We start from the raw sequence: 22,893 nt of genomic DNA on the forward strand, positions 1-22,893 counted from the left end.
TGAATGGATGGCTGTAGAAATCATAGAACCATAACGGTGTATGGCATAAAGAAAAAATCGGGAAGGTGGAGCAGACAGATGGCACTCAGCAGAAAACAGAAAAAAGCATTTCTCACAGCAGCAGTCACGGCGGGCGTGTATTTGAGTTTCCGTTACCTGCTGCCGCTTATATTCCCATTTCTGGCAGCGTATCTGATGGCGCTGCTTCTCCAGCCATCGGCAGCATTTCTCGAAAAACGGCTGCGAATCTCCTTCCGCGGGCGCATGATCGGCGTTCCCATCGGTATGATCGGGGGCGTGGAGCTGATTTTGCTGAGCATTTTTCTGGTCGGTCTGCTGGCAGCAGGGGGACGGCGTTTCACGGAGGAGCTGGAACACTTTTTAGAAGAGCTTCCAGGACGGATGGAGGAATTGTCACTGCTCGGACAGCAATTTGAACAGTCGATCGAGCGAGTCCTTCATCTGCCTGCCGGTAAAATCGGGCAGCTCTTTCGCGGAACAGGCTTGCAGGGCGGTGGACAGGTCAAGGAGATCCTGCTGCCGCAGCTCCTTCAGAAATCAGTTCCTGCTGCGGCGGGGATTGTGCGCGCGGTTATTGTGGTTGTTTTATTTTTCATTGCCTCGATTTTGAGTTTACAGGAGATGGACGAACTGCGCCGGAGGCGGTTTGATTCGATGTTTCACCGCGAATTTTTCCTGCTCGGCAGGCGCCTTGCGGTGACAGGAAGCGCATGGCTGAAAACCCAGTCGGTCATTTTCCTGATGACTTCGGCATTTTCGATGGCGGGGCTTTTGCTGATTGGAAATCCATATTATATTCTGGGTGGAATCGGAATCGGGGTTCTGGATGCCCTGCCGATCTTCGGCGCAGGGACGGCGCTGGTGCCGTGGAGTCTTTTTCTCCTGTTTAAGCGGGAGTGGGGACACGCGCTGATTCTCTTCGGGCTGTATCTGCTCTGTTATTTTTTGCGTGAGTTCACGGAGGCGCACCTGATGGGGAAGAAAATGGGGCTGTCGCCGCTTGAAACGCTGGCGGCGATCTATGTGGGCTTGCAGCTGTTTAGTCTGTTTGGATTTCTGCTGGGTCCGATTGGGCTGTTGATTATTAAGGATTTTGTGGAGGAGTATGGGGAAGCGGACGAAGGAGCGGATGCTCATTAAGTAGGCGCTTTTAGAGGAAAAAAGAGGAAAAAAGTGGAGTATTGGTGGATGGGCGATCTGAAATTGCTTTTGAATGTGGAAATTTAAGGAGATGAAAGGATTTTTTAGAATTGCCGCGAGACAAAAGGATCATATATAATAGATAAGGAATTAAAAACGCATAAAAGTTCTGGAAAACAGCAGAGAAAGAGTTGCTGGAAGATAGCTGGATGTTAAGCTGAAATAAATATGCATATCATTTAATATGGAGGAACAAACGTGAATTTATATACAAAAGAGTCAGGCTCCGGACAGCCGATGGTGCTGCTTCACGGAAATGGAGAGGACAGCTCCTACTTTGTGAACCAGATATCCTTTTTTGAATCAAAATATCTCGTGATTGCGGTGGACACCCGTGGACATGGCAGATCTCCGCGTGGTTGTGGGACATTTACCTTGGAACGGTTTGCTGATGATTTGAAAGGATTTCTTGACCGCCGGGGACTTAGGCGGATCATTTTGCTGGGGTTCAGCGACGGCGGCAATATTGCGCTGATTTTTGCACTGAAATATCCGGGATATGTCGATCGGCTGATTTTAAATGGAGCGAACTTAAACCCGTTTGGCATGAAGCCGTCCGTGCTGGCGGATGTGGCGCGGGAGTATGTGGGAGTTGTGGGGAAGCTCTGGCTGCAGAAAAGCGGCATCGGGCAGATACGGGGAAAAATGCAGATGGCAGCAGGAAAAATGCGGACAGAAAAGCAATTTTCAAAAGAAAACGAAAAACAGAATGGACAGGAAGGACTGAATAAACAACAGAGAAGAAGCTGTCAGAAAGAAAAAATTCCTGAAAATAAGGAAAATGATCGGAAGGCAAATATACACAAAAAAGAGCTTCTATCCTTAATGTTGTATGAACCCTGGATCCGCCCTGAACTTCTCCACCGCCTGAAAATGCCCGTCCTTGTGGTAGCAGGGAGCGACGACATGATCCGCGAATGCCACACGCGCCAAATCGCACGTTCTCTGCCAAACGCAAGGATTCGGCTTTTAGAGGGCACCCATTTTATTGCAGCAGAGAACCCGGACGCATTTAACCAATGTGTTGCATCATTCCTGGAACAGACACAGGGCGGCGAGCTGGCGCAGATGAGCCGAGTCTGGGGCAGCCGGAGAGCCGGAAGGCTGGAGAAGGAGAAGATCCGTCGGGCGGCGGTGCTGGTACCTTTGATTCAGAAAGGCGGGGAGTACCACGTGGTGTTTGAGGTGCGCGCGGGAAGCTTAAAAACTCAGCCGGGCGAAATCTGTTTTCCGGGCGGTGCCGTTGAGCGGGACGAGACACCGAAGCAGGCGGCGATCCGTGAGGCGATGGAAGAACTCTTAATCAGTCGCCGCCAGATTCGCGTTATCGCGCCGTTGGATGTGCTGGAAGCACCCGGAGCGATGGAGATTTCTCCATTTTTAGGTGCGCTGCAGGGCTACCGCTGGTCATATTCCGAGGCGGAGGTCGATCATACCTTTTCTGTCCCGCTCCGCTGGTTCGCGGAACATGAACCGGAGCGATATGAAACAGAACTTGTGACCGTGCCGGAAGAGACATTCCCGTTTGAAGATGTTCCGGGCGGACGCGATTACCGCTGGCGGCGCGGACATTACGATGTCTACTTCTACCGCCGCGAGGAAGGAATCATCTGGGGGATGACGGCGAAGATTCTGCGGTCACTGGCGGAGATGTACCGGGAGGACATTTTATTAAAATAGGATTCGTAAGATAGGGATAAAAACATTATTTTTTGTTCGGACGCAACCGAGTCAGTGACGACCGAGTAAAAAATGCGAGGTATCGTCAAGACTTGTACAAGGGCGAGTTCCAGCCTTGACAAACCCGACCGATTGGCGTAAAATCATAATACTGTCAGGATTTGCGCGGCTGAGTTTGTGGATGCCGTGGAAGAAATCCAGCGTTTGATTTTAGAACATCAAACAATAAGAAACAAAACAGGCGAAGAGAGGAATCAGTAAACTTTGACACACGTCCAGAGAGAAAGCCGTATGGTGAGAGGCTTTTGTGTCCCTGAAAGTTGAACCGGCCCTGGAGCTGTGCATGAAAATGCAACGTATTTCCGGCGTTAACGGAAGTTAAGTGAGCCAGAATCGGAACGAAATTCTGGTTAAGCAGGGTGGTACCGCCGAAGTTAAGCCATTCGGTCCCTTTGATCGCAGCGATCAGCAGGGATCGGAGGGCTTTTTTATTTCTATGAAATACAAAACAACAATAAAATGTTTTTAACAAGGAGAAATGACATGGCAAAGGAAAAGAAGATGGTAGAAGCCATCACATCGATGGATGAAGATTTCGCCCAGTGGTATACGGACATCGTAAAGAAAGCAGAGCTTTCTGATTACTCCAGTGTAAAGGGCTGCATGATTATCAAACCGGCCGGATATGCGATCTGGGAGAATATCCGCAATGAACTGGACAAGCGCTTTAAGGCAACCGGCGTAGAGAACGTATATCTGCCTATGTTTATTCCGGAAAGTCTTCTGGAAAAAGAGAAAGATCACGTAGAAGGTTTCGCACCGGAAGTAGCGTGGGTGACACAGGGCGGTTTAGAGCCGTTACAGGAGAGAATGTGTGTACGTCCGACTTCCGAGACTCTGTTCTGCGATTTTTATGCACATGACGTACATTCTTACCGCGATCTGCCGAGAAACTACAACCAGTGGGCTTCGGTTGTACGTTGGGAAAAGACCACCCGTCCGTTCCTGCGTTCCAGAGAGTTCTTATGGCAGGAAGGTCATACCGCTCATGCAACCGCTGAGGAAGCACAGGAGCGTACCGAGATGATGTTAAATGTATACGCGGATCTGTGCGAGGACTTCCTGGCAATTCCGGTTATCCGCGGACGCAAGACTGACAAGGAGAAATTTGCCGGTGCAGAGGCAACCTACACGATCGAGTCCCTGATGCACGATGGCAAGGCACTGCAGTCCGGCACCAGCCACAACTTCGGCGATGGATTTGCAAAGGCATTTAACATCCAGTATCTGGATAAGGATAATAAATTAAAATACGTTCATCAGACTTCCTGGGGTATGACAACCCGTATGGTAGGCGCGATCATCATGGTTCATGGTGACAATAATGGTCTGGTTCTGCCGCCGAAGGTAGCTCCGACCCAGGTTATGATCGTTCCGATTCAGCAGGCAAAAGAGGGTGTTCTGGACAAGGCATTTGAGGTAAAAGAGGTTCTGTCCAACTTCCGTGTCAAAGTGGATGATTCCGACAAATCTCCGGGATGGAAGTTCAGCGAGTCCGAGATGCGCGGTATTCCGGTACGTGTCGAGATCGGACCGAGAGATATTGCTGAAAATCAGGCAGTTCTGGTTCGCCGTGATACGCATGAGAAGATTACGGTATCTCTGGATGAGATCGTAGCAAAGGTTGGCGAGCTTCTGGAGACGATTCACCACGATATGTTTGAGCGTGCAAAAGCACACAGAGATTCCCATACTTATGTAGCGACAACACTGGATGAGATGAAGGAGATCGCAGAAAATAAGCCAGGCTTCATCAAGGCAATGTGGTGCGGCAATCAGGAGTGCGAGGATAAACTGAAAGAAGTAGTCGGCGTAACCTCCCGCTGCATCCCGTTCAATCAGGAACATCTGGCTGACACCTGCGTATGCTGCGGCAAGCCGGCAACGAAGATGGTTTATTGGGGTAAGGCATATTAATATGATTCCAAAACGGATAGAAATGCCGGTCCAGGTCGAGGAAATCCTGGGAAAGCTGCGAGAACATGGTTACGAGGCATTTGCAGTCGGCGGCTGTGTCCGCGATGCGATCCTGGGGCGGATTCCCGGTGACTGGGATATCACGACCTCGGCGCACCCGGAGGAGGTGAAGCAGGTGTTCGGTCACACGATCGACACCGGGCTTCAGCACGGTACGGTCACGGTCATGCGTGATCATATCGGATATGAAATAACCACCTACCGGATTGACGGTGAATATGAGGATGGACGCCACCCGAAGGAAGTCGTATTTACTGCCGAACTGCGTGAGGACTTGAGACGGCGTGATTTCACGATCAATGCGATGGCATACAGCCACGAAACGGGAATTGTCGATATTTTCGGCGGGGCGGAGGATCTGGCAGCGCGCCGGATCCGCTGCGTCGGGGATGCGGGAGAACGGTTTACGGAAGATGCGCTCCGGATCCTGCGTGCCGTCCGCTTTTCGGCCCAGCTGGGATTTTCGATAGAGAAAAAGACCTGGCAGGCGCTCTGTGAGCTGGCGCCCTCCCTTGTCCATGTGAGCAAGGAACGGGTGCAGGTGGAGTTGACAAAAACACTCCTGTCCGACCGCCCGGAATTTATCTGGAAAACGGAGGCGGCAGGACTGGCACCTTACATTTCAAAGACATTTCCGGAGGTATTTGCGGCGTGGAAAAAGCGGAAAAGCTGTGCAAAGCAGAGTTTGGAAGAGAAAGTATGTTCGAAGGATGTGCCGGCTGCTGACAAGGATGCGATCAAAACGGAAACGGTAGCGCAGCAGGGGCACATGTTCGTGAAACATGAATGTGAGACAGACATGGCGGGGGAAATTTCTGCTGCTGCTGCACATCTGCCAGCAGAAAAAGCCTTGCGCTGGTCGTATTTTCTTGCCCCGTCGGGCGAGGAAACTTGTGTCCGGGTTCTGAGAGAACTCAAGATGGACAACGACACGATCGATAAGGCGAAGATTCTGAGCCGTTTTGCATTCATGCAGATGGAACCGGAGGAAAGCGCTGTCCGCCACGCGATGAGTGCGATGGAAGATACGGTCTTTGACTGGCTGCTTCTCCTTCAGGAAGTTCTGATGCCGGAGCGCATGGATGCGGTGAAAATGGTTCGCTCACTTGCAAGGCAGATCCGGGAGCGCGGTGACTGTACCCGTTTTAAAACTCTGGCGGTAACCGGAAAAGACCTGATTCAGGCAGGCATCCAGCCGGGACCGGCGCTTGGAAAAACGCTGCATCTTCTCTTTGAAAAGGTGCTGGAGAATCCGGCTTGGAATGAGAAAGAGCGGCTTCTGGCTGAGGTGGAAGTGTTGAAACAATCGCAGAATGCCAAAACCAGTAAAGCATAAGAAGATTAATAAATAAAAAGAGAAAAGAGGCAAAATCGTTTGGAACCGGCAGGACAAGCCGGACAAACGATTTTGTCTCTTTTCTCTTTTGCTTTTTTAACAACAATAGTTTCAATCAGAGGATGATTAAAAGAGTTATCCCAATTTCTTATACTCCCTGAAAAACAGCGCTGCCGTCGTCGCCACCGCAATCGTATCTGCCACCGGTTCTGCCACGAACACGCCGAATACCGGATTTGAAACGAAATGCGGCAGGATAAAGATCAGCGGAATCAAAAGCAGCACTTTCCGGAGCAATGCCAGAAAGACGGATGTTTTCGCATTTCCAAGGGCAATAAAAGTCTGCTGGCAGGCGAGCTGGACGGCAAAGAGCAGGGAAGCTGCCATATAGATCCGGAGCGCCCAGATGGTATAGCTGGCAAGGTCTGCGTCGCTGGTAAAGATGGAAATAAAAATCTGTGGAACCAGCATACATAAGAGCCAGAGCAAGGTGGAATAGCAGGCTGCCGAGCGCAGAAGCAGGTGAAACGCTTTTTTCACACGGTCGATATTTTTTGCTCCATAGTTAAAGCTGATGATCGGCTGCGCGCCCTGTGAGAGCCCCTGCAGCGGCAGCATGGAAAACTGCATGACGCTGGAAAGAATCGTCATCGCGCCGACCGCGGTATCGCCGCCATATTTCAACAGGCTGGTGTTAAAGCTGATGGACAGTGCACTTTCTGTAAATTGCATGATAAATGGCGCCAGTCCGAGCGCCAGGCATGGCAGGATAAATTTCTTCTGCGGGCGCAGGTTGCGGAGCCGTATCCGCAGGGTACTATGCGTTCCGGTCAGAAAACGCAGAATCCAGATACAGGAAATACCCTGTGAAAGGATGGTTGCAAGTGCCGCACCTCGCACATCCAGATGCAGTCCGAAGATAAAGATCGGATCGAGGATGATGTTGCAGAGAGCGCCGATGGCAACGGTAATCATGCCGGTTTTGGCATAACCCTGTGCGTTGATAAAGGCATTGAGTCCGAGCGCCATCTGGACGAAGAAAGTGCCGCAGACGTAGATTTTCATGTAGTTCCAGGCGTAGAGAATCGTCTTCTCACTGGCGCCGAACATCAGGAGGATCGGGCGCCCAAAGCCAAGAAACAGGGCGGTCAGGACGAGCGAAATGACGGTCAGCATGAAGGTACAGTTGCCGAGTACCTTTTCTGCGGAATCCTTGTCGCCTTTTCCCATCAGGATCGACGCCTGCGGGGCACCGCCCATGGCGGCGAGCGCGGCAAAAGCGGAAATGCACATGATAATTGGCATTGTGACGCCGACGCCGGTCAGGGCGCTGGGACCGATGTCCGGAATATGGCCGATGTACATGCGGTCAACCATGTTATAGAGAACGTTGATGATCTGTGCGGCAATTGCTGGGAGCGCCAGTTTAAAAAGAAGTGCCCCGATCGGCGCACTGCCGAGATCAGCTTCACGGGATGATGCTGCGCCTGAATGCGGGCGCGTATTTTCATCGTTGGAACGATGAGCGGATTGTATGGACAAAGAGAGCCCTCCTTTTCATTTATAGTAAAATATATTATTTGATTTTTTGCCTGATTGTTGGGACAAATAGCCAGACCGCTTTTTTATCCCAACGTGAATCATTGTAACATACCGTTAAAATGATGGCAATGAACAGAATTTCGTAATCACTCCACATTGGCGATTGTGTGTGATAGTTTGTGCATTGTGTTTCAAATCTGCGATATTTATGCATAAGCATATTTGTAAGCCCCCTCTCATAGGTTAGGAGTAGCAGGCTGGGTGTCTGATGTGCATATTTGCATAATCGTGTGAATGTTGCAATTAACATAGCTGTCAGCAGCTGTGGTCCGGCGTGAAAATGTGCTGTCCACATTCTTTTGGGAAATGGAAAGGCGGGCAGCCGGATAGAGGCAGGAGGGGGAAGTTGTGAACGAGAGAACAACCGAGGTGCTGGAACAGTATGAACTGGAAGTGCAGTCGAAGCGCCGTGGAAGAGGCGCGTGGATCTGCGAGACGAGTCAGGGGTTAAAACTCCTCCGGGAATATAAGGGGACCGTCAAACGTCTTGAATTTGAAGAACAAATCATGAATGTTCTGCAAAATCAGAAAACATGCCGGACCGATCAGTATATGCGGAACCGGGAGGGCGAGCTTTTGTCGGTGGCGGAGGATGGAACGCGGTGTGTTGTGAAGGAATGGTTTTCCGGGCGCGAGTGCAGTGTGCAGAGCGAGGCGGAGGTAGTCCGGGCGGTCGGGCAGATCGCGAAGCTGCACCGGACATTGCGCGGCATTGCGATCGATGAGTCGTGGAATCTGGGGTCAATTCTCACGCGTCCGGCGGTGGCGGAGATGGAGCGCCACAACCGGGAACTTGTCCGTACGCGGAATTATATCCGGAAAAAACGGCGTAAATCGGATTTTGAGAGGGCAGTCAGCGGAAGCTTTGCCATCTTTTATGAGCAGGCGCAGGAAGCAGCAGGCGGGCTGAAAGCGCAGATCGAGCGGAACGGCGAGCCGGAAAACTACCTGTGTCACGGGGATCTGAACCAGCACCATATTTTATTGGCAGAAGAAAATGAGATGGCGGTGATTGAATTTAACCGGATGCACCGGGGCGTCCAGGTCGAAGACCTGTATCATTTTACGCGCAAAATATTGGAAAAGCATGGCTGGGATTTGCGTCTGGGGATGCGGCTGCTGGAGACGTATGATCGTATTCTGCCGTTGAATGCACAGGAGCGGACATACCTCTATTACCTGTTTTTATATCCGGAAAAATACTGGAAACAGTTAAATTTTTATTATAATGCAGGCAAGGCGTGGATTCCAGTCCGCAGCATTGAAAAACTGCAGAAGCTGGAAGAACAGCAGACGGCGCGGAACCTCTTTCTTGAGGCAATCCGATAAGAAATGTTGATTTACATATGCATATAAATTCTTTGGTTAAGCGTATTCGATACATCATGGAGAAACTTTGAAAAGAGAAAAAATAAAGACAAAGAATAGTAACCGAAATTCTCTTTATTTTTCAGAATAATTATACTATAATGGAGAAAAAGAAAGTCATCCTAGAAGAAAGCAGGGGGTAAGTGAATCATGAAGGATTACATGACGATTTACAAAGAATGGCTGGAAAATCCATACTTTGACGAGGCAACGAAAGAGGAATTACGCGCCATTGAGGGCGATGAAAATGAGATTAAAGAGCGTTTCTATATGGATTTGGAGTTTGGTACGGCAGGACTGCGCGGCATCATCGGTGCAGGTATTAACCGGATGAATATCTACACCGTCCGCCGTGCGACCCAGGGACTGGCAAATTACATCATCAAGCAGGGCGGCGCGGCAAAAGGCGTGGCGATCGCATTTGACTCCCGTCATATGTCCCCGGAATTTGCCGAGGAAGCAGCGCTGACACTGGCGGCAAATGGCATCAAGGCGTACCGGTTCGAGACGCTGCGCCCGACGCCGGAGCTTTCCTTTGCAGTCCGCGAGCTTGGCTGCATCGCCGGCATCAACATCACTGCCAGCCACAACCCGCCGGAGTACAACGGCTACAAGGTTTACTGGGAGGACGGCGCACAGTTTACACCGCCGCATGACAAGGGTGTGACTGAGGAAGTTATGGCGATCACCGATCTTTCCACCGTTAAGACGATGGGAGCACAAGAGGCAAAGGCAAAAGGACTCTACGAGATCATCGGTGCAGCGATCGACGACAAATATATTGCACAGGTCAAGGCACAGGTAGTCAATCAGGGCGCGATTGACCGCATGCAGGATCAGATCACGATCGTGTATACACCGCTTCACGGCACGGGCAATATCCCGGCACGCCGTGTGATGAAAGAGCTTGGATTTACCCATGTGTATGTGGTTCCGCAGCAGGAGCTTCCAGACGGCGATTTCCCGACCGTCAGCTATCCGAACCCGGAGGCAAAGGAAGCATTTGAATTGGGACTGGCCCTGGCAAAAGAGAAAAATGCAGACCTCGTTCTGGCAACCGATCCGGATGCCGATCGTCTGGGCGTGTATGTCAAAGATACCAAGTCCGGCGAATACATTCCGCTGACCGGCAATATGTCCGGCTCCCTGCTCTGCGAGTATGTGCTCAGCCAGAAACAGGCAAACGGCAAGATTCCGGCAGATGGACAGGTTGTTAAATCCATCGTTACGACGAATCTGGTAGATGCAGTTGCGAAGAATTACGGCGCAGAGCTCATCGAGGTTCTGACCGGATTTAAGTGGATCGGCAAACAGGTTCTCAAAAATGAGCAGGAAGGCAAAGGAACCTATCTGTTTGGCATGGAAGAGAGCTATGGCTGCCTGATCGGTACATACGCACGCGATAAAGATGCCATTTCCGCAACCTCAGCACTCTGCGAGGCGGCTGCTTATTACAAGGAAAAAGGCATGACGCTGTGGGATGCGATGGTCGAGATGTACGAGAAATACGGCTATTATAAAGATGAAGTGAAGTCCATCGGCTTAAAGGGCATCGAGGGACTGGCAAAAATTCAGGAGATCATGGAATATTTCCGCGCCCACACACCGTCCGATTTTGCCGGACATAAAGTGCTGGCTGTCCGCGATTACAAGGCAGATACCGTCAAGGATCTGGCAACCGGCGAGGTAAAACCGACCGGACTTCCATCCTCCAATGTTCTCTACTACGAACTGGAAGACAACGCATGGCTCTGCGTCCGCCCGTCTGGAACCGAGCCGAAGATCAAGTTCTACTACGGCGTGAAAGGTACCTCCCTGGAAGACGCGGCAGCGAAATCAGAGAAGGTAGGCGAGTCTGTGATGACGATTGTCAATGGACTGCTGTAGAAAAATAAAAAGAAGATATGAAATAAGTTCCTAAAAGAAATAGGACCATTCGTTCATGCGAAAGGTCCTATTTTTGTGCTATTTTGTTCTTTTAATTCTTTCAACGCCGCTGCAAATTTCGACGAAACCGCAGTAGGATTTCCTCTCAGCAGCCCGCGGCGGTAGAAGGCATGGAGCTTTTTAGCCGGGCGCAGGGACTGGCGGCGGTGTTTGAGTTCTTCTAACCGGGTGCTCAGGCGGGTGAGGCGGTTGTCGAAGGCGATGCGGGCATCGACTTCGGTGCGGACTTCGGCAATGCGCTCGTTGACGCGCTGTTTGGCAGCTTCGATGCGTTCTGCGTTTTCTGCTTTGGCAGCTTCGATGCGGGAGGTGGTTTCTTCTCGAACATCGGACAGGCGTTTTTCGGCGAGTGCCTTGGTCTCAGCCAGGCGCTCTTTGTGTTCGGTGGCAGCCGCCTGCAGCTGTCTGGCAGTCTCGGCGCGTGCGGTTGCCAGGCGTTCTTCGGCGTCACTGCGGACGGCGGCAAGTCTGCGGGCGGCTTCTGCCTGGGCGGCTGCCAGTTTTTCGGCTGTTTCTTCACGGGTCAGGGCGCCGCGCTCAATGGCTTCCTCACGCAGCAGCTCGATCTTGGACTGGAGCTCTTCGATATCGGCTTTGAGCTTCGTCATAGCTTCCAGCGTATGACCCAGAGCCAGGGCTGCCTTGATGGATTCGTAAGCATCGGCGGTGAAAAGAACGCTGATGACGAAATCGCAGATGAGCAGGATAACCGGAGGAACCGCAAGCACAGTGCGGGCGATCGGATCATGGATGACATCGGTCATAAAGATGGTTAAAAATCCCCACGCGATCGAGGAACTCAGGCAGATATAGCCGTGCAGCTGGAACGGCTGGCTGCTGTAATCCCAGTAGCGGACCTTGAATAGGCGTTCCATGACGGCGCCGGTGACATATTCAAGCGCCGTGGCGGCGATAAAACCGGAAATATAGACGAGCGGCAGGCTGTCCCGCACCGGCAGGGACACCCAGAGCATCATCACCGCGCCGGAACCGTAGAGCGGCAGCATCGGAAGCCGCAGAAATCCGCGGTTGACGAGCCGTTTCTGTTTCAGGGAAACATAAGTCGATTCGAAAATCCACCCTAAAAAGCAGTATACATAGAAAAAAGCTAGCCATTGGTACCAGGTATAGGTATACATAAAACCTCCTTTAGAAAATCAAGTCATTTTCTCATTGGTTGAAAAACGTATCTAAAATGAAGTTGTTTCTTATCTTACTATATAAATCTAGAAAAGTTCAAGGCATCTGGGTAAAAAAAGATAATTCCAAAATCTCCGCTTGCCACAAAAGCACGCTTCGTGTACAATAAATCGAAGTCGGCTTTGCCACAGACAGCAGGCAGACGTACAGAAAGCAAATCTTATATGAAGTGGAGTTGTTTTCCAGGATAAAATTTGCAGAAAAACAAAGAACAATTCAACAAATACAAACAATTTACAATAAAAAGAAAAATAGGAGAGGTACACACGTGAGTATACTGAATGTAGAACATTTAAGCCACGGTTTTAGTGACCGGGCGATTTTTCAGGATGTTTCGTTCCGCCTGTTAAAGGGTGAGCACATCGGTCTGATCGGTGCGAACGGCGAGGGTAAATCGACGTTTATGAATATTATTACCGGGCATATGCAGCCGGACGAGGGAAAAGTAGAGTGGTCAAAGCGGGTGCGCGTCGGCTATCTGGATCAGCACACGGTGCTGGAAAAAGGCATGACGATCCGCGAGGTTTTGAAGAGCGCATTTTCCTTCCTGTTTGAGCTGGAAGTGCAGATGAATGAAATCTGCGACCATCTGGGCGAGGCATCGGAGGATGAGATGAACGTGATGATGGAAGAGCTGGGAACGATCCAGGATCTTCTGATGAACCACGATTTTTATTCCATCGATGCGAAGGTAGAGGAAGTCGGACGTGCGCTGGGGCTGACCGATATCGGTCTGGACCGCGATGTAACGGATTTGAGCGGCGGACAGAGAACGAAGGTACTGCTCGGGAAATTGCTTCTGGAAAAGCCAGATATCTTGTTGCTGGACGAGCCGACGAACTATCTGGATGTGCAGCACATCGAGTGGCTGAAACGGTATTTGCAGGAATATGAAAATGCGTTCATCCTGATTTCACACGATGTTCCGTTCTTAAATAGCGTAGTAAATATCATTTATCATATGGAAAATCAGCGGCTTGACCGCTATGTGGGCGATTACGACAAGTTTCTCGAGGTGCACGAGGCGAAGAAAGCGCAGCTCGAGGCAGCGTATAAGCGTCAGCAGCAGGAGATCGCGCAGCTGCAGGATTTTGTGGCACGTAATAAAGCGCGTGTTTCCACGCGAAATATGGCGATGTCCCGCCAGAAAAAGCTGGATAAAATGGATGTGATCGAACTGGCGAAGGAAAAACCGAAGCCAGAGTTCAACTTCCTGGAGGCGAGAGCCTCCGGAAAATGTATTTTTGAGACGGAGGATCTGGTAATCGGTTACGACGAGCCACTGTCCCGTCCGCTGAACCTCTATATGGAGCGCGGCGAGAAGATTGCGATGGTCGGTGCCAACGGAATTGGAAAGACGACGCTTTTAAAGAGTATTTTAGGTTTGATTCCAGCAGTGTCCGGCAAGGTGACGCTGGGCGATTATCTCTCCATCGGCTATTTCGAACAGGAGATGGCGCCGGGCAATACGACGACCTGCATCGATGAGATCTGGAAAGAATTTCCGTCCTACACCCAGTACCAGGTGCGTTCCGCACTGGCAAAATGCGGTCTGACGACCCAGCACATCGAGAGCCAGGTGCGCGTGCTCAGCGGTGGCGAGCAGGCAAAAGTGCGCCTGTGTAAGCTGATCAACCGCGAGACGAACCTTCTGCTTCTCGACGAGCCGACGAACCATCTGGACGTTGAGGCGAAGGAGGAGTTAAAGCGTGCGCTGGCGGCGTACAAAGGAAATATCCTTCTGATCTGCCATGAACCGGATTTCTATGAGGGATTCGCAACGAAGGTCTGGGACTGCAGTGAGTGGAGTCTGAAAATATAAGAAAAAAATGTTTTTGAGCGTACCCCAACATTCAGTATAGAGCTCTTTTTTTAGGTGTCTGGCACTGACAAAAAACAGGAACGCCATCGGCTGAGAGTCCGATGGCGTTCCTGTTTTTCTTAAATTGGGAATGGTAGGTATATATAAAAAAGAAATTGGCTTAGGGGGGCCGGACGATTTGTATCGTCCGGTATGAGTATGAAAAAGCTTTTTTATTTCAAGTAACACTTGAAACAAAGGCCTGTTACCCTTTCGGATAACATACTTGTATTATAGGAGAAACTTGTGACTAAAATATGTCCCTTTCATAAAAAAAATATAAAGTCCATAAAAAAATAAAAACCTCTTTCAAAAGAATCGAAAGTTGTATATAATAGTAAGTGGTATAGTCCGCTCTAAAACAATGCGCGGGCTGGATGACAGCGAAAAAAGCTGAAATAAAGAAGATAAAATACAATGAAACTCATAGATTTATGTACTCAAGAGTGCATATTCAGAGCAGGAGGAAAACAACTATGTTGATGTCCAATGATATTGGTATCGATCTGGGTACAGCCAGCATCCTTGTATATATCAAGGGAAAAGGTGTCGTACTGAAAGAGCCGTCCGTAGTGGCGATCGATCGGGATACGAATAAGATCATGGCGATCGGCGAGGAAGCCCGCCTGATGATCGGCAGAACCCCTGGCAATATCGTAGCGGTCCGTCCGTTGCGCCAGGGGGTTATTTCAGATTATACAGTGACAGAGAAGATGATGAAATATTTCATCAACAAGGCAGTCGGCAAGAAGACACTCCGCAAGCCGCGTATCAGCGTCTGCATCCCGAGCGGTGCGACCGAGGTAGAGCGCAAGGCGGTTGAGGATGCGACTTACCAGGCTGGCGCACGCGAGGTTTCGATCATCGAGGAGCCGGTAGCAGCTGCGATCGGCGCTGGTATCGATATTTCCAAGGCGTGCGGCAACATGATCGTAGATATTGGTGGTGGTACGGCAGATATCGCCGTTATTTCTCTGGGCGGTACCGTAGTCAGCACTTCTATTAAAGTGGCTGGTGATGACTTCGACGAGGCACTGGTCCGTTACATGAGAAAGAAACACAATCTTTTGATCGGTGAGAGAACCGCTGAGGAGATCAAGATAAATATCGGTGCGGCATACCGCCGTCCGGAGGTAATCACGATGGAAGTGCGCGGACGAAATCTGGTTACCGGACTTCCGAAGACGATCGTTGTCACATCCGATGAGACGCTGGAAGCGCTGCGCGAGCCGGCACTCCAGATTGTAGATGCCGTTCACAACGTACTCGAGCGGACGCCGCCGGAATTGGCAGCCGACATTTTTGACCGTGGTATCGTACTGACAGGCGGCGGCGCACTGTTAAGCGGTCTGGATGCCCTGATCGAGGAGAAAACTGGCATTTCCACGATGATCGCAGAGGATCCGCTGACCGCAGTTGCGATCGGAACGGGTAAGTTTATCGAGTTCGCACACGGTGAGAAGAAAAACTACGATTAAAGAGAACCGCCGGAAGGCGGATAGCATAAAAATATGGCAGCAGTTAAAGGATATATTGAAAAAATAAAATACCGCAATGAGGACAATGGCTATACGGTTCTCTCTATCAGCGGCTTGGACGACGGGGAGGAATATGTGCTGGTTGGCACTTTTTCCTACATCGCAGAGGGCGAGATGATCGAGGCGAGCGGGCGTATGACCGAGCATCCGATTTACGGGGAACAGATGGCGGTGGAAAGCTATGAGCTGAAAGCGCCTGAGGATACTGTTTCCATGGAACGATATTTAGGCTCCGGCGCCATCAAAGGCGTCGGGGCTGCTTTAGCTTCCAGGATTGTTAAAAAATTTAAGGCGGACACATTCCGCATCATGGAAGAAGAGCCGGAACGCCTCGCGGAGGTCAAGGGAATCAGTGAAAAAATGGCGATGTCCATCGGTGAACAGGTCGAGGAAAAGCGTGATATGCGCCAGGCGATGATGTTTCTGCAAAATTATGGCATTTCCATCAATCTGGCGGTTAAAATCTACCAGGAATACGGTCCGGCAATGTACACGATTCTCCAGAACAATCCGTATAAGCTGGCGGACGATATTCCGGGCGTCGGTTTTAAGATGGCAGACGAGATCGCGGCGAAGATAGGAATCGTGGCAGATTCGGATTTCCGCATCAAGAGCGGCATCCTGTATACACTCTATCAGGCGACGGCGAACGGGCACACATACCTGCCGGAGGACGAGCTGGCGGATCGGGCGGCAAAGCTTCTACAGGTTGAGATTTCCGAGATTGACAAGCATCTGATGGATATGCAGATGGATAAACGGCTGGTGATCCGGGAGAGGAAAAAGCAGAAAACAGCAGAAATGGATGTTTTTGTTCAGGCGGAATCGGCAGTGTCGGGGCAGATGCAGCCGCAGCCAGATGTTTTGGGTGAACCGAATGCATCAAATGTATCAAATATAGCAAACGCCCCGGAACGCGCCGTTTATGCATCACACTACTATTATACCGAGCTAAACACCGCCCGCATGCTGCACGACTTAAACATCACTGGTTCCGAATCGGAAGAACAGATTCGGAAAAGTCTGGCAGTCATCCAGAAAGAGGAACAGATCGAGCTGGATGAACTGCAGATCCGCGCGGTGATTGAGGCGGTCAACTGCGGACTTTTGGTAATCACGGGCGGTCCGGGTACCGGAAAAACGACGACGATCAACACGATCATTCGGTATTTTGAAAAGGGAGACATGGATATCCTGCTGGCAGCCCCGACCGGACGCGCAGCAAAAAGGATGACCGAGGCGACAGGCTATGAGGCGAAGACGATTCACCGCCTGTTAGAGCTGACGGGAATGCCAGAGGAGGATGAGAAGAGCCGGACGACTTCGATGCATTTTGAGCGGAACGAGGACAATCCGCTGGAAGCTGATGTCATCATTATCGATGAAATGTCGATGGTGGATATCAATCTGATGCATTCGCTGCTCCGGGCGGTCAATGTCGGCACACGTCTGATTCTGGTAGGTGATGTGGATCAGCTTCCGAGCGTCGGACCGGGCAATGTCCTGCGTGATATCATCGAGTCAGAGTGTTTCCATGTGGTAAAGCTAACCCGGATTTTCCGGCAGGCGGCGCAGAGCGATATTATCGTCAACGCCCACCGCATCAATGCCGGAGAGCGCATTCCGATTGGAAAGTCAAGCAGGGATTTCCTCTTTATAAAGCGTGATGATCCGAATGCGATCATCAATGCAATGATCACGCTGGTACGTGAAAAACTGCCGAATTACGTCCATGCCGATTTGTTTGAGGTACAGGTCATGACGCCGATGCGGAAGGGAGTGCTGGGATCGATACGGTTAAATTCCATTTTGCAGGAATTTTTAAATCCGCCATCGGCAGAAAAGGCGGAAAAAGAGTATGGCGAGACGACGTTTCGTGTGGGCGACAAGGTCATGCAGATCAAGAACAATTACCAGATTGAGTGGACCTCCTACAACCGCAGCGGCATCCCGGTGGACAAGGGAGCCGGCGTGTTCAACGGGGATCCTGGGCGCATCCGCGAGATCAATACCTTTGCGGAGCTGGTAACCGTGGAGTATGATGAGGGAAAACGTGTCGAGTACAGCTTCAAGCAGCTGGAGGAGCTGGAATTGGCATATGCGATCACGATCCACAAGTCGCAGGGAAGCGAGTATCCGGCGGTCGTGATTCCGGTCTGGAGCGGACCGCAGATGCTGATGACGCGGAATCTGATTTACACGGCGGTTACAAGGGCAAGAGCCTGTGTCTGCCTGGTCGGTGTCCCGTATGTGTTTCAGCAGATGGTGGACAATGCGATGGAACAGAAGCGCTATTCGGGACTGCGCGACCGCATTGAAGAAATTATGGAGACATTGTGATAAAAAATATAAAATGGAATCAATTCCCCCGCGCCGCTCTGGATGCGCTATATCCAAGGCGCTGCCCGGTCTGCGGGGAGATCGTGACGCCGAAGGGCGGGCTTATCTGTCCTTCGTGTCTTTTGAGGCTTTCGCCTGTCAAATCGCCGGTTTGTCAGAAATGTGGAAAAGAAGTTTGGAGTGAAGAAATCGAATATTGTCCAGACTGTGTGAAACACCGCCGGTCATTTGCGCGTGGGATGGCACTCTTTAACTATACGGAGGAAGCTGCGCGCTCGATGGCAGCGGTTAAATATAAAAATAAGAGGGAATATCTCGATTTTTATGCCGAAGCTGCAGCGGAAAAGCTGAGGCAGCATGAAAATCGGGAGGAGTGGCAGTTTGACGGTCTGGTTCCCGTTCCGGTCCACCCGGCGCGGAAACGGAAACGTGGTTTCAATCAGGCGGAGGTTCTGGCAAAGCGGATGGGCGAGCGGCTGGAAATGCCGGTGTGCCCGGAATTTTTATATCGGATACGAAATACAGAACCCCTGAAAGAGCTGAATCCAGATGAACGGCTCCGGAATTTACAGCAGGCGTTTCAGGCAGATGCGGAGGCAATCCGGGCAAGTGGTGTGCAAAACGTGCTTCTCGTGGATGATATTTATACGACCGGCAGCACGGCGGAAGCGTGTACCCGGGCGCTTCTGTCTGCGGGGATCGAAAAAGTCTGTTTTTTTGCTGTTTGTATTGGACAAGGACGCTAAAGTGGGATATGATAGAGAAGATAGGCAGAGGGAAGCCTTATAAGTGGAAATACTCCGGCATTTCTGGATGAAAAGAATAGTAGAAAGCATTTGAATCTAAAAGTTTGCGGGAGAGGCAAAAGGAGGTTCAGGAGACGGAAGGAATGCGGGGGGAGATTTCAAGTAAGAAAGAAAAGGAGTAAAAAGAATGCAGGAATTTGAATATCGCCTGGAAAAGGAAGATTATAAAAACTGGATTCACTGGAACGTGCTTAAGCATGAGTCCAAGAAAATGAAGATGGTGTCGGCACTCTTATATGTCGCATTTTTAGCTCTCTTTCTGGGAAAAAATGTGATGCAGGCAAAGGGCAATCTGGTTCTTCTTGTACCGTCCATCGTGATAGCGGTGCTGGTCGGCATCGGCATGTTTTACATGATTTCAAACCAGAACCAGGAGCGTATGATCTGGAAACGGAGCGGACTTAAAAATTTGGAAAAGACGGGCAATTTCCCAGTCGTACATCTGACGCTGGATGAGAAGACACTGACCATGACGGTTGCGGCACAGGAGATGACCAAGACTTACAGCTACAGCGACATTGAGCAGATGGTTGAGATTGAGCGGATGTATCTGCTTGAGACGAACGAGAAAACCTGGCAGTTTATCGCCAAGTCGGCATTTTCCAGCGAGGAAGAGCAAAAGCAGTTTGAGACATTCATGAATGAAAAGCTTGCGGATGCCAAGGAAAACCCGGAAGAATATCCATCCGTGACAAAAAATCCGGAAAATGCGGAGAACCAGGAGGGCGGCGCCCTGCATCAGAACGCCGCGCTTGAGGATGATGTTGTGGAAGCTGATGAGCCGGAGATCACCCGCGTGGATACAAGCCATATGGGTAAGATTGGAAAAATGGCGCATTTTATCGGAAGCCAGGCGGCAGATGAGGAAGAAACCGATGAGTAAACGTTTCTGATTGTTTTATAGCATCATTGTAAGTCCTGATAATGTGAAATACGAGGCGCGGGCAGAATCTGGTTCCAGCCTGCACTAAGTGAAAACGATATCTATAATATAAAAGAGGCGGCGAATGTCGGCAAGTTATTGCTTGACGCGCCGCTTCTTTTATGATATAGTAGACGGGCGAATGGAAGAACATAGGTCTTTTTTTTATGCTCAAAAACCAGATTTCCGGTTGGAGAGTGGAAAGATCGCATACTAAGAAAAATGGAGGTGGAAGTTGTGCGTACAAGAATTACACTGGCATGCACAGAATGCAAGCAGCGCAATTACAACATGACCAAGGATAAGAAAACTCATCCGGACAGAATGGAAACCAAAAAGTACTGCAGATTCTGTAAGACACACACGTTACACAAAGAGACGAAGTAAGAGTAACTGGTTGGTTCTGCGCGATCGGGCATCTGCCTGAGCGCTTTGGAGGACAAAAATGGGTGATACAGAAAATACCAAAAAAGCTCCTAAAAAGAGTTTCTGGAAAGGTCTAAAAGCTGAGTACAAAAGGATCATCTGGCCTGACAAAGAGACAGTTACGAAGCAGACTGGAGCGGTCATCGCCGTTTCCGTTGCGCTGGGACTTATCATTGCGGCTCTTGACACGGCAATCGTGTTTGGACTGCACTTCGTTATGTAAAGGCAAAGGTGAGAAATATGGCAGAAGCAAATTGGTATGTAGTGCATACTTATTCCGGCTATGAAAACAAAGTAAAGGTTGACATCGAAAAGACGATCGAGAACCGGAACCTTCAGGATCAGATCTTAGAGGTTTCCGTGCCGATGCAGGAAGTTATCGAAGTCAAGAATGGAGCCAATAAACAGGTTGCCAAGAAGATGTTTCCCGGATACGTACTGATCAACATGGTTATGAATGATGATACCTGGTACGTAGTACGCAACACCCGCGGAGTGACCGGGTTTGTTGGTCCGGGCTCCAAACCGGTTCCTTTGACGGAAGAGGAGATGGCCGGTCTCGGATTTAAGGAAACCGGCGTTGTTGTTGACTTTGAGGTCGGCGACACGGTTGTTGTAACGACAGGGGCATGGAAAGATACCGTTGGTGTTATCGAGTCCATCAACGAGGAAAGACAGACCCTGACGATTCGTGTAGAACTGTTTGGCCGTGAGACACCGGTTGAACTGAACTTCACAGAGATCAAGAAGATGATGTAAAGAGGTTCATTTATGAGCCTGTGGGAGGGAAATCCCCGCAATTACCACAATTTATAGGAGGTGCCAACAATGGCAAAGAAAGTTACAGGATATATTAAATTACAGATTCCTGCTGGAAAGGCTACACCAGCTCCGCCAGTAGGTCCGGCTCTTGGACAGCACGGTGTAAACATCGTACAGTTCACGAAAGAGTTCAACGCTAAGACAGCAGACCAGGGCGATATGATCATCCCGGTTGTTATTACTGTATATGCTGACAGAAGCTTCAGCTTCATCACAAAGACTCCGCCGGCTGCCGTTTTGTTAAAGAAAGCTTGCAAGATTAAATCCGGTTCCGCTACACCGAACAAGACTAAGGTAGCTAGCATCTCGAAAGAGGATCTGCAGAAGATCGCAGAATTAAAGATGCCTGACTTAAATGCAGCAAGCCTTGAAGCTGCTATGAGCATGATCGCTGGTACAGCAAGAAGTATGGGTATCACAGTTGCCGAGTAATTTTCGGGATGTTTATCAGTAACGTGGGAGGGAATTCCCCGACAATACCACTAGGAGGTTTTTTATAATGAAAAGAGGAAAAAGATACGTAGAGGCTGCTAAATTAGTAGATCGCGCAAGCCTTTATGAAGCTGCAGATGCCATCTCCATCGTGAAGAAGGCTGCAGGTGCTAAATTCGATGAAACCGTAGAACTTCATATCAGAACTGGTTGTGACGGCCGTCATGCTGATCAGCAGATCCGTGGTGCAGTTGTACTGCCGCACGGAACTGGTAAGACCGTTCGTATCCTTGTATTTGCTAAGGGACCGAAGGCAGAAGAGGCTCAGGCTGCAGGCGCAGATTTCGTAGGCGCTGAGGAGCTGATCCCGAAGATCCAGAACGAGGGATGGTTAGACTTCGACGTAGTAGTAGCTACTCCGGACATGATGGGCGTTGTAGGACGTCTTGGTCGTGTACTTGGACCGAAGGGCTTAATGCCGAACCCGAAGGCTGGTACTGTTACTATGGATGTAACCAAAGCTATCAATGATATCAAAGCCGGTAAGATCGAGTACAGACTTGATAAGACTAACATTATCCACGTGCCAGTAGGTAAAGCTTCCTTCACAGAGGAGCAGTTAGCGGACAACTTCCAGACGCTTATTGACGCTATCCTGAAGGCAAAACCAGCTACCTTAAAGGGCGCTTACTTAAAGAGCGTAACCATGACTTCTACCATGGGCCCGGGCGTTAAGCTGAACGTAGGTAAGCTGATTGGCTAATCAGAAGACGTTATAGAATCAAGAGGATGAGGGACTTTTGGGTCTTTCGTCCTCGTTTTTTCGATTGTCGAAAAAATATAAATAAAGTCAAAAAAACAGTTGACTTTATACTTTAGTAGTGATAAAATATGTTCTGTTGCCGCTGAGAAAGCGGAAACGAAAATTAAAGAGTCAAGACGCACAGATGATTGTGAAAACTTTCAAAAAGAGAGTGAAAAAGTCCTTGACAAAAATGAATACCCATTATATAATGGCTAAGCACATTTTTGGAGAGATATCGAAGCGGTCATAACGAGGCGGTCTTGAAAACCGTTTGTCCGAAAGGGCGCGTGGGTTCGAATCCCACTCTCTCCGTTTCAAAAACGGTTATTAATTTCATAAGATATGAAAATCAACCTGCAGAAGTACCCAAGAGGTTGAAGGGGCTCCCCTGGAAAGGGAGTAGGTCGTTAGTAGCGGCGCGAGGGTTCAAATCCCTCCTTCTGCGTTCGGTGCGAAAGCATCAGGAACCTTGAAAACTGAACAGTATGTAAAACCCTGAAAATTCTAAGAACAAAGGCTTTTGGTTAAGCCTTGAAGTTCAAGAGAACAT

At 49.9% G+C, this 22,893-nt stretch carries 18 protein-coding genes, 2 tRNA genes and 1 other annotated feature; of the genes, 18 read left to right on the forward strand and 2 right to left on the reverse strand.

Features of this window, described 5'->3' with window-relative positions; all coding sequences use genetic code 11:
- Positions 1-78: 78 nt before the first annotated feature.
- The 4 genes from DWZ76_RS09960 to DWZ76_RS09975 all read left to right on the forward strand — a co-directional run bounded on the left by DWZ76_RS09960 (position 79) and on the right by DWZ76_RS09975 (position 6,274).
- Positions 79-1,161, forward strand: a complete 1,083-nt coding sequence (locus DWZ76_RS09960; protein ID WP_118472556.1) for an AI-2E family transporter — start codon at positions 79-81, stop codon at positions 1,159-1,161.
- A 258-nt stretch (positions 1,162-1,419) separates the two neighbouring features.
- Positions 1,420-2,901 carry an alpha/beta fold hydrolase gene (locus DWZ76_RS09965; protein WP_118469493.1) on the forward strand — a complete coding sequence of 494 codons (1,482 nt, stop codon included), beginning with the start codon at positions 1,420-1,422 and terminating at the stop codon, positions 2,899-2,901.
- A 235-nt stretch (positions 2,902-3,136) separates the two neighbouring features.
- Positions 3,137-3,356: a binding site (T-box leader), on the forward strand.
- 88 nt (positions 3,357-3,444) lie between these two features.
- The gene (gene proS / locus DWZ76_RS09970) at positions 3,445-4,878 is read left to right on the forward strand and encodes a proline--tRNA ligase (protein ID WP_118469492.1); all 1,434 of its coding nucleotides are present in this window, start codon (positions 3,445-3,447) and stop codon (positions 4,876-4,878) included.
- A gap of 1 nt (position 4,879) precedes the next feature.
- Positions 4,880-6,274 carry a polynucleotide adenylyltransferase gene (locus tag DWZ76_RS09975; protein ID WP_118472557.1) on the forward strand — a complete coding sequence of 465 codons (1,395 nt, stop codon included), beginning with the start codon at positions 4,880-4,882 and terminating at the stop codon, positions 6,272-6,274.
- A 135-nt stretch (positions 6,275-6,409) separates the two neighbouring features.
- Here the strand turns inward: DWZ76_RS09975 and DWZ76_RS09980 are convergent, their stop codons facing one another.
- A complete protein-coding gene (locus DWZ76_RS09980; protein WP_333549126.1) occupies positions 6,410-7,720 on the reverse strand; it encodes an MATE family efflux transporter in 1,311 nt (436 codons plus the stop codon).
- A gap of 504 nt (positions 7,721-8,224) precedes the next feature.
- On the opposite strand from DWZ76_RS09980, the gene DWZ76_RS09990 reads away from it, so the two are divergent.
- On the forward strand, positions 8,225-9,205 hold the full coding sequence (locus tag DWZ76_RS09990; protein WP_118472558.1) for a phosphotransferase: 981 nt from the start codon (positions 8,225-8,227) through the stop codon (positions 9,203-9,205).
- Positions 9,206-9,394: 189 nt separating this feature from the next.
- Positions 9,395-11,131, forward strand: a complete 1,737-nt coding sequence (locus DWZ76_RS09995; RefSeq protein WP_118472559.1) for a phospho-sugar mutase — start codon at positions 9,395-9,397, stop codon at positions 11,129-11,131.
- Positions 11,132-11,184: 53 nt separating this feature from the next.
- Here DWZ76_RS09995 and DWZ76_RS10000 read toward each other — a convergent pair whose 3' ends face one another.
- On the reverse strand, positions 11,185-12,330 hold the full coding sequence (locus tag DWZ76_RS10000) for a putative ABC transporter permease (RefSeq protein ID WP_118472560.1): 1,146 nt from the start codon (positions 12,328-12,330) through the stop codon (positions 11,185-11,187).
- A 329-nt stretch (positions 12,331-12,659) separates the two neighbouring features.
- On the opposite strand from DWZ76_RS10000, the gene DWZ76_RS10005 reads away from it, so the two are divergent.
- The 12 genes from DWZ76_RS10005 (at position 12,660) to DWZ76_RS10060 (ending at position 22,788) form a co-directional block, all read left to right on the forward strand.
- The gene (locus DWZ76_RS10005) at positions 12,660-14,213 is read left to right on the forward strand and encodes an ABC-F family ATP-binding cassette domain-containing protein (protein WP_118472561.1); all 1,554 of its coding nucleotides are present in this window, start codon (positions 12,660-12,662) and stop codon (positions 14,211-14,213) included.
- 515 nt (positions 14,214-14,728) lie between these two features.
- A complete protein-coding gene (locus DWZ76_RS10010) occupies positions 14,729-15,730 on the forward strand; it encodes a rod shape-determining protein (protein WP_022359104.1) in 1,002 nt (333 codons plus the stop codon).
- Positions 15,731-15,763: 33 nt separating this feature from the next.
- On the forward strand, positions 15,764-18,130 hold the full coding sequence (locus tag DWZ76_RS10015) for an ATP-dependent RecD-like DNA helicase (RefSeq protein ID WP_118472562.1): 2,367 nt from the start codon (positions 15,764-15,766) through the stop codon (positions 18,128-18,130).
- Positions 18,127-18,876 carry a ComF family protein gene (locus DWZ76_RS10020; protein ID WP_243017807.1) on the forward strand — a complete coding sequence of 250 codons (750 nt, stop codon included), beginning with the start codon at positions 18,127-18,129 and terminating at the stop codon, positions 18,874-18,876. Before DWZ76_RS10015 ends, DWZ76_RS10020 begins: the two co-directional genes overlap by 4 nt.
- Positions 18,877-19,063: 187 nt before the next feature.
- A complete protein-coding gene (locus DWZ76_RS10025) occupies positions 19,064-19,819 on the forward strand; it encodes a YcxB family protein (RefSeq protein ID WP_118472563.1) in 756 nt (251 codons plus the stop codon).
- Between the two features lie 261 nt (positions 19,820-20,080).
- Positions 20,081-20,245: a 50S ribosomal protein L33 gene (rpmG, locus tag DWZ76_RS10030; protein WP_207722866.1), complete on the forward strand. Its 165-nt coding sequence runs from the start codon at positions 20,081-20,083 to the stop codon at positions 20,243-20,245.
- 58 nt (positions 20,246-20,303) lie between these two features.
- Positions 20,304-20,507 (forward strand): preprotein translocase subunit SecE, encoded by a 204-nt coding sequence (gene secE / locus DWZ76_RS10035; protein WP_022359100.1) that lies wholly within the window; start codon positions 20,304-20,306, stop codon positions 20,505-20,507.
- A 17-nt stretch (positions 20,508-20,524) separates the two neighbouring features.
- The gene (gene nusG / locus DWZ76_RS10040; RefSeq protein ID WP_022359099.1) at positions 20,525-21,043 is read left to right on the forward strand and encodes a transcription termination/antitermination protein NusG; all 519 of its coding nucleotides are present in this window, start codon (positions 20,525-20,527) and stop codon (positions 21,041-21,043) included.
- Between the two features lie 69 nt (positions 21,044-21,112).
- Positions 21,113-21,538, forward strand: coding sequence for a 50S ribosomal protein L11 (rplK, locus tag DWZ76_RS10045; protein ID WP_022359098.1), 426 nt, complete (start codon positions 21,113-21,115; stop codon positions 21,536-21,538).
- Positions 21,539-21,605: 67 nt separating this feature from the next.
- The gene (gene rplA / locus DWZ76_RS10050; RefSeq protein ID WP_022359097.1) at positions 21,606-22,301 is read left to right on the forward strand and encodes a 50S ribosomal protein L1; all 696 of its coding nucleotides are present in this window, start codon (positions 21,606-21,608) and stop codon (positions 22,299-22,301) included.
- Positions 22,302-22,569: 268 nt separating this feature from the next.
- A tRNA-Ser gene (locus DWZ76_RS10055) sits at positions 22,570-22,655 on the forward strand.
- A gap of 44 nt (positions 22,656-22,699) precedes the next feature.
- A tRNA-Ser gene (locus DWZ76_RS10060) sits at positions 22,700-22,788 on the forward strand.
- Positions 22,789-22,893: the final 105 nt, after the last annotated feature.

The sequence above is a fragment of the Clostridium sp. AF35-15 genome (assembly GCF_003477745.1).
Taxonomy (GTDB): Bacteria; Bacillota; Clostridia; order Lachnospirales; family Lachnospiraceae; genus Otoolea; species Otoolea fessa.

Excerpts from the sequence above, each read along its gene's own strand:
- rplK (WP_022359098.1), top strand. The coding sequence starts at position 21,113 with ATGGCAAAGAAAGTTACAGGATATATTAAATTACAGATTCCTGCTGGA.
- rplA (WP_022359097.1), top strand. The coding sequence starts at position 21,606 with ATGAAAAGAGGAAAAAGATACGTAGAGGCTGCTAAATTAGTAGATCGC.
- rpmG (WP_207722866.1), top strand. The coding sequence starts at position 20,081 with ATGGAGGTGGAAGTTGTGCGTACAAGAATTACACTGGCATGCACAGAA.
- DWZ76_RS09995 (WP_118472559.1), top strand. The coding sequence starts at position 9,395 with ATGAAGGATTACATGACGATTTACAAAGAATGGCTGGAAAATCCATAC.
- nusG (WP_022359099.1), top strand. The coding sequence starts at position 20,525 with ATGGCAGAAGCAAATTGGTATGTAGTGCATACTTATTCCGGCTATGAA.
- secE (WP_022359100.1), top strand. The coding sequence starts at position 20,304 with ATGGGTGATACAGAAAATACCAAAAAAGCTCCTAAAAAGAGTTTCTGG.
- DWZ76_RS10025 (WP_118472563.1), top strand. The coding sequence starts at position 19,064 with ATGCAGGAATTTGAATATCGCCTGGAAAAGGAAGATTATAAAAACTGG.
- DWZ76_RS10015 (WP_118472562.1), top strand. The coding sequence starts at position 15,764 with ATGGCAGCAGTTAAAGGATATATTGAAAAAATAAAATACCGCAATGAG.
- DWZ76_RS10010 (WP_022359104.1), top strand. The coding sequence starts at position 14,729 with ATGTTGATGTCCAATGATATTGGTATCGATCTGGGTACAGCCAGCATC.
- DWZ76_RS10000 (WP_118472560.1), bottom strand. The coding sequence starts at position 12,330 with ATGTATACCTATACCTGGTACCAATGGCTAGCTTTTTTCTATGTATAC.
- DWZ76_RS09960 (WP_118472556.1), top strand. The coding sequence starts at position 79 with ATGGCACTCAGCAGAAAACAGAAAAAAGCATTTCTCACAGCAGCAGTC.
- DWZ76_RS09975 (WP_118472557.1), top strand. The coding sequence starts at position 4,880 with ATGATTCCAAAACGGATAGAAATGCCGGTCCAGGTCGAGGAAATCCTG.
- proS (WP_118469492.1), top strand. The coding sequence starts at position 3,445 with ATGGCAAAGGAAAAGAAGATGGTAGAAGCCATCACATCGATGGATGAA.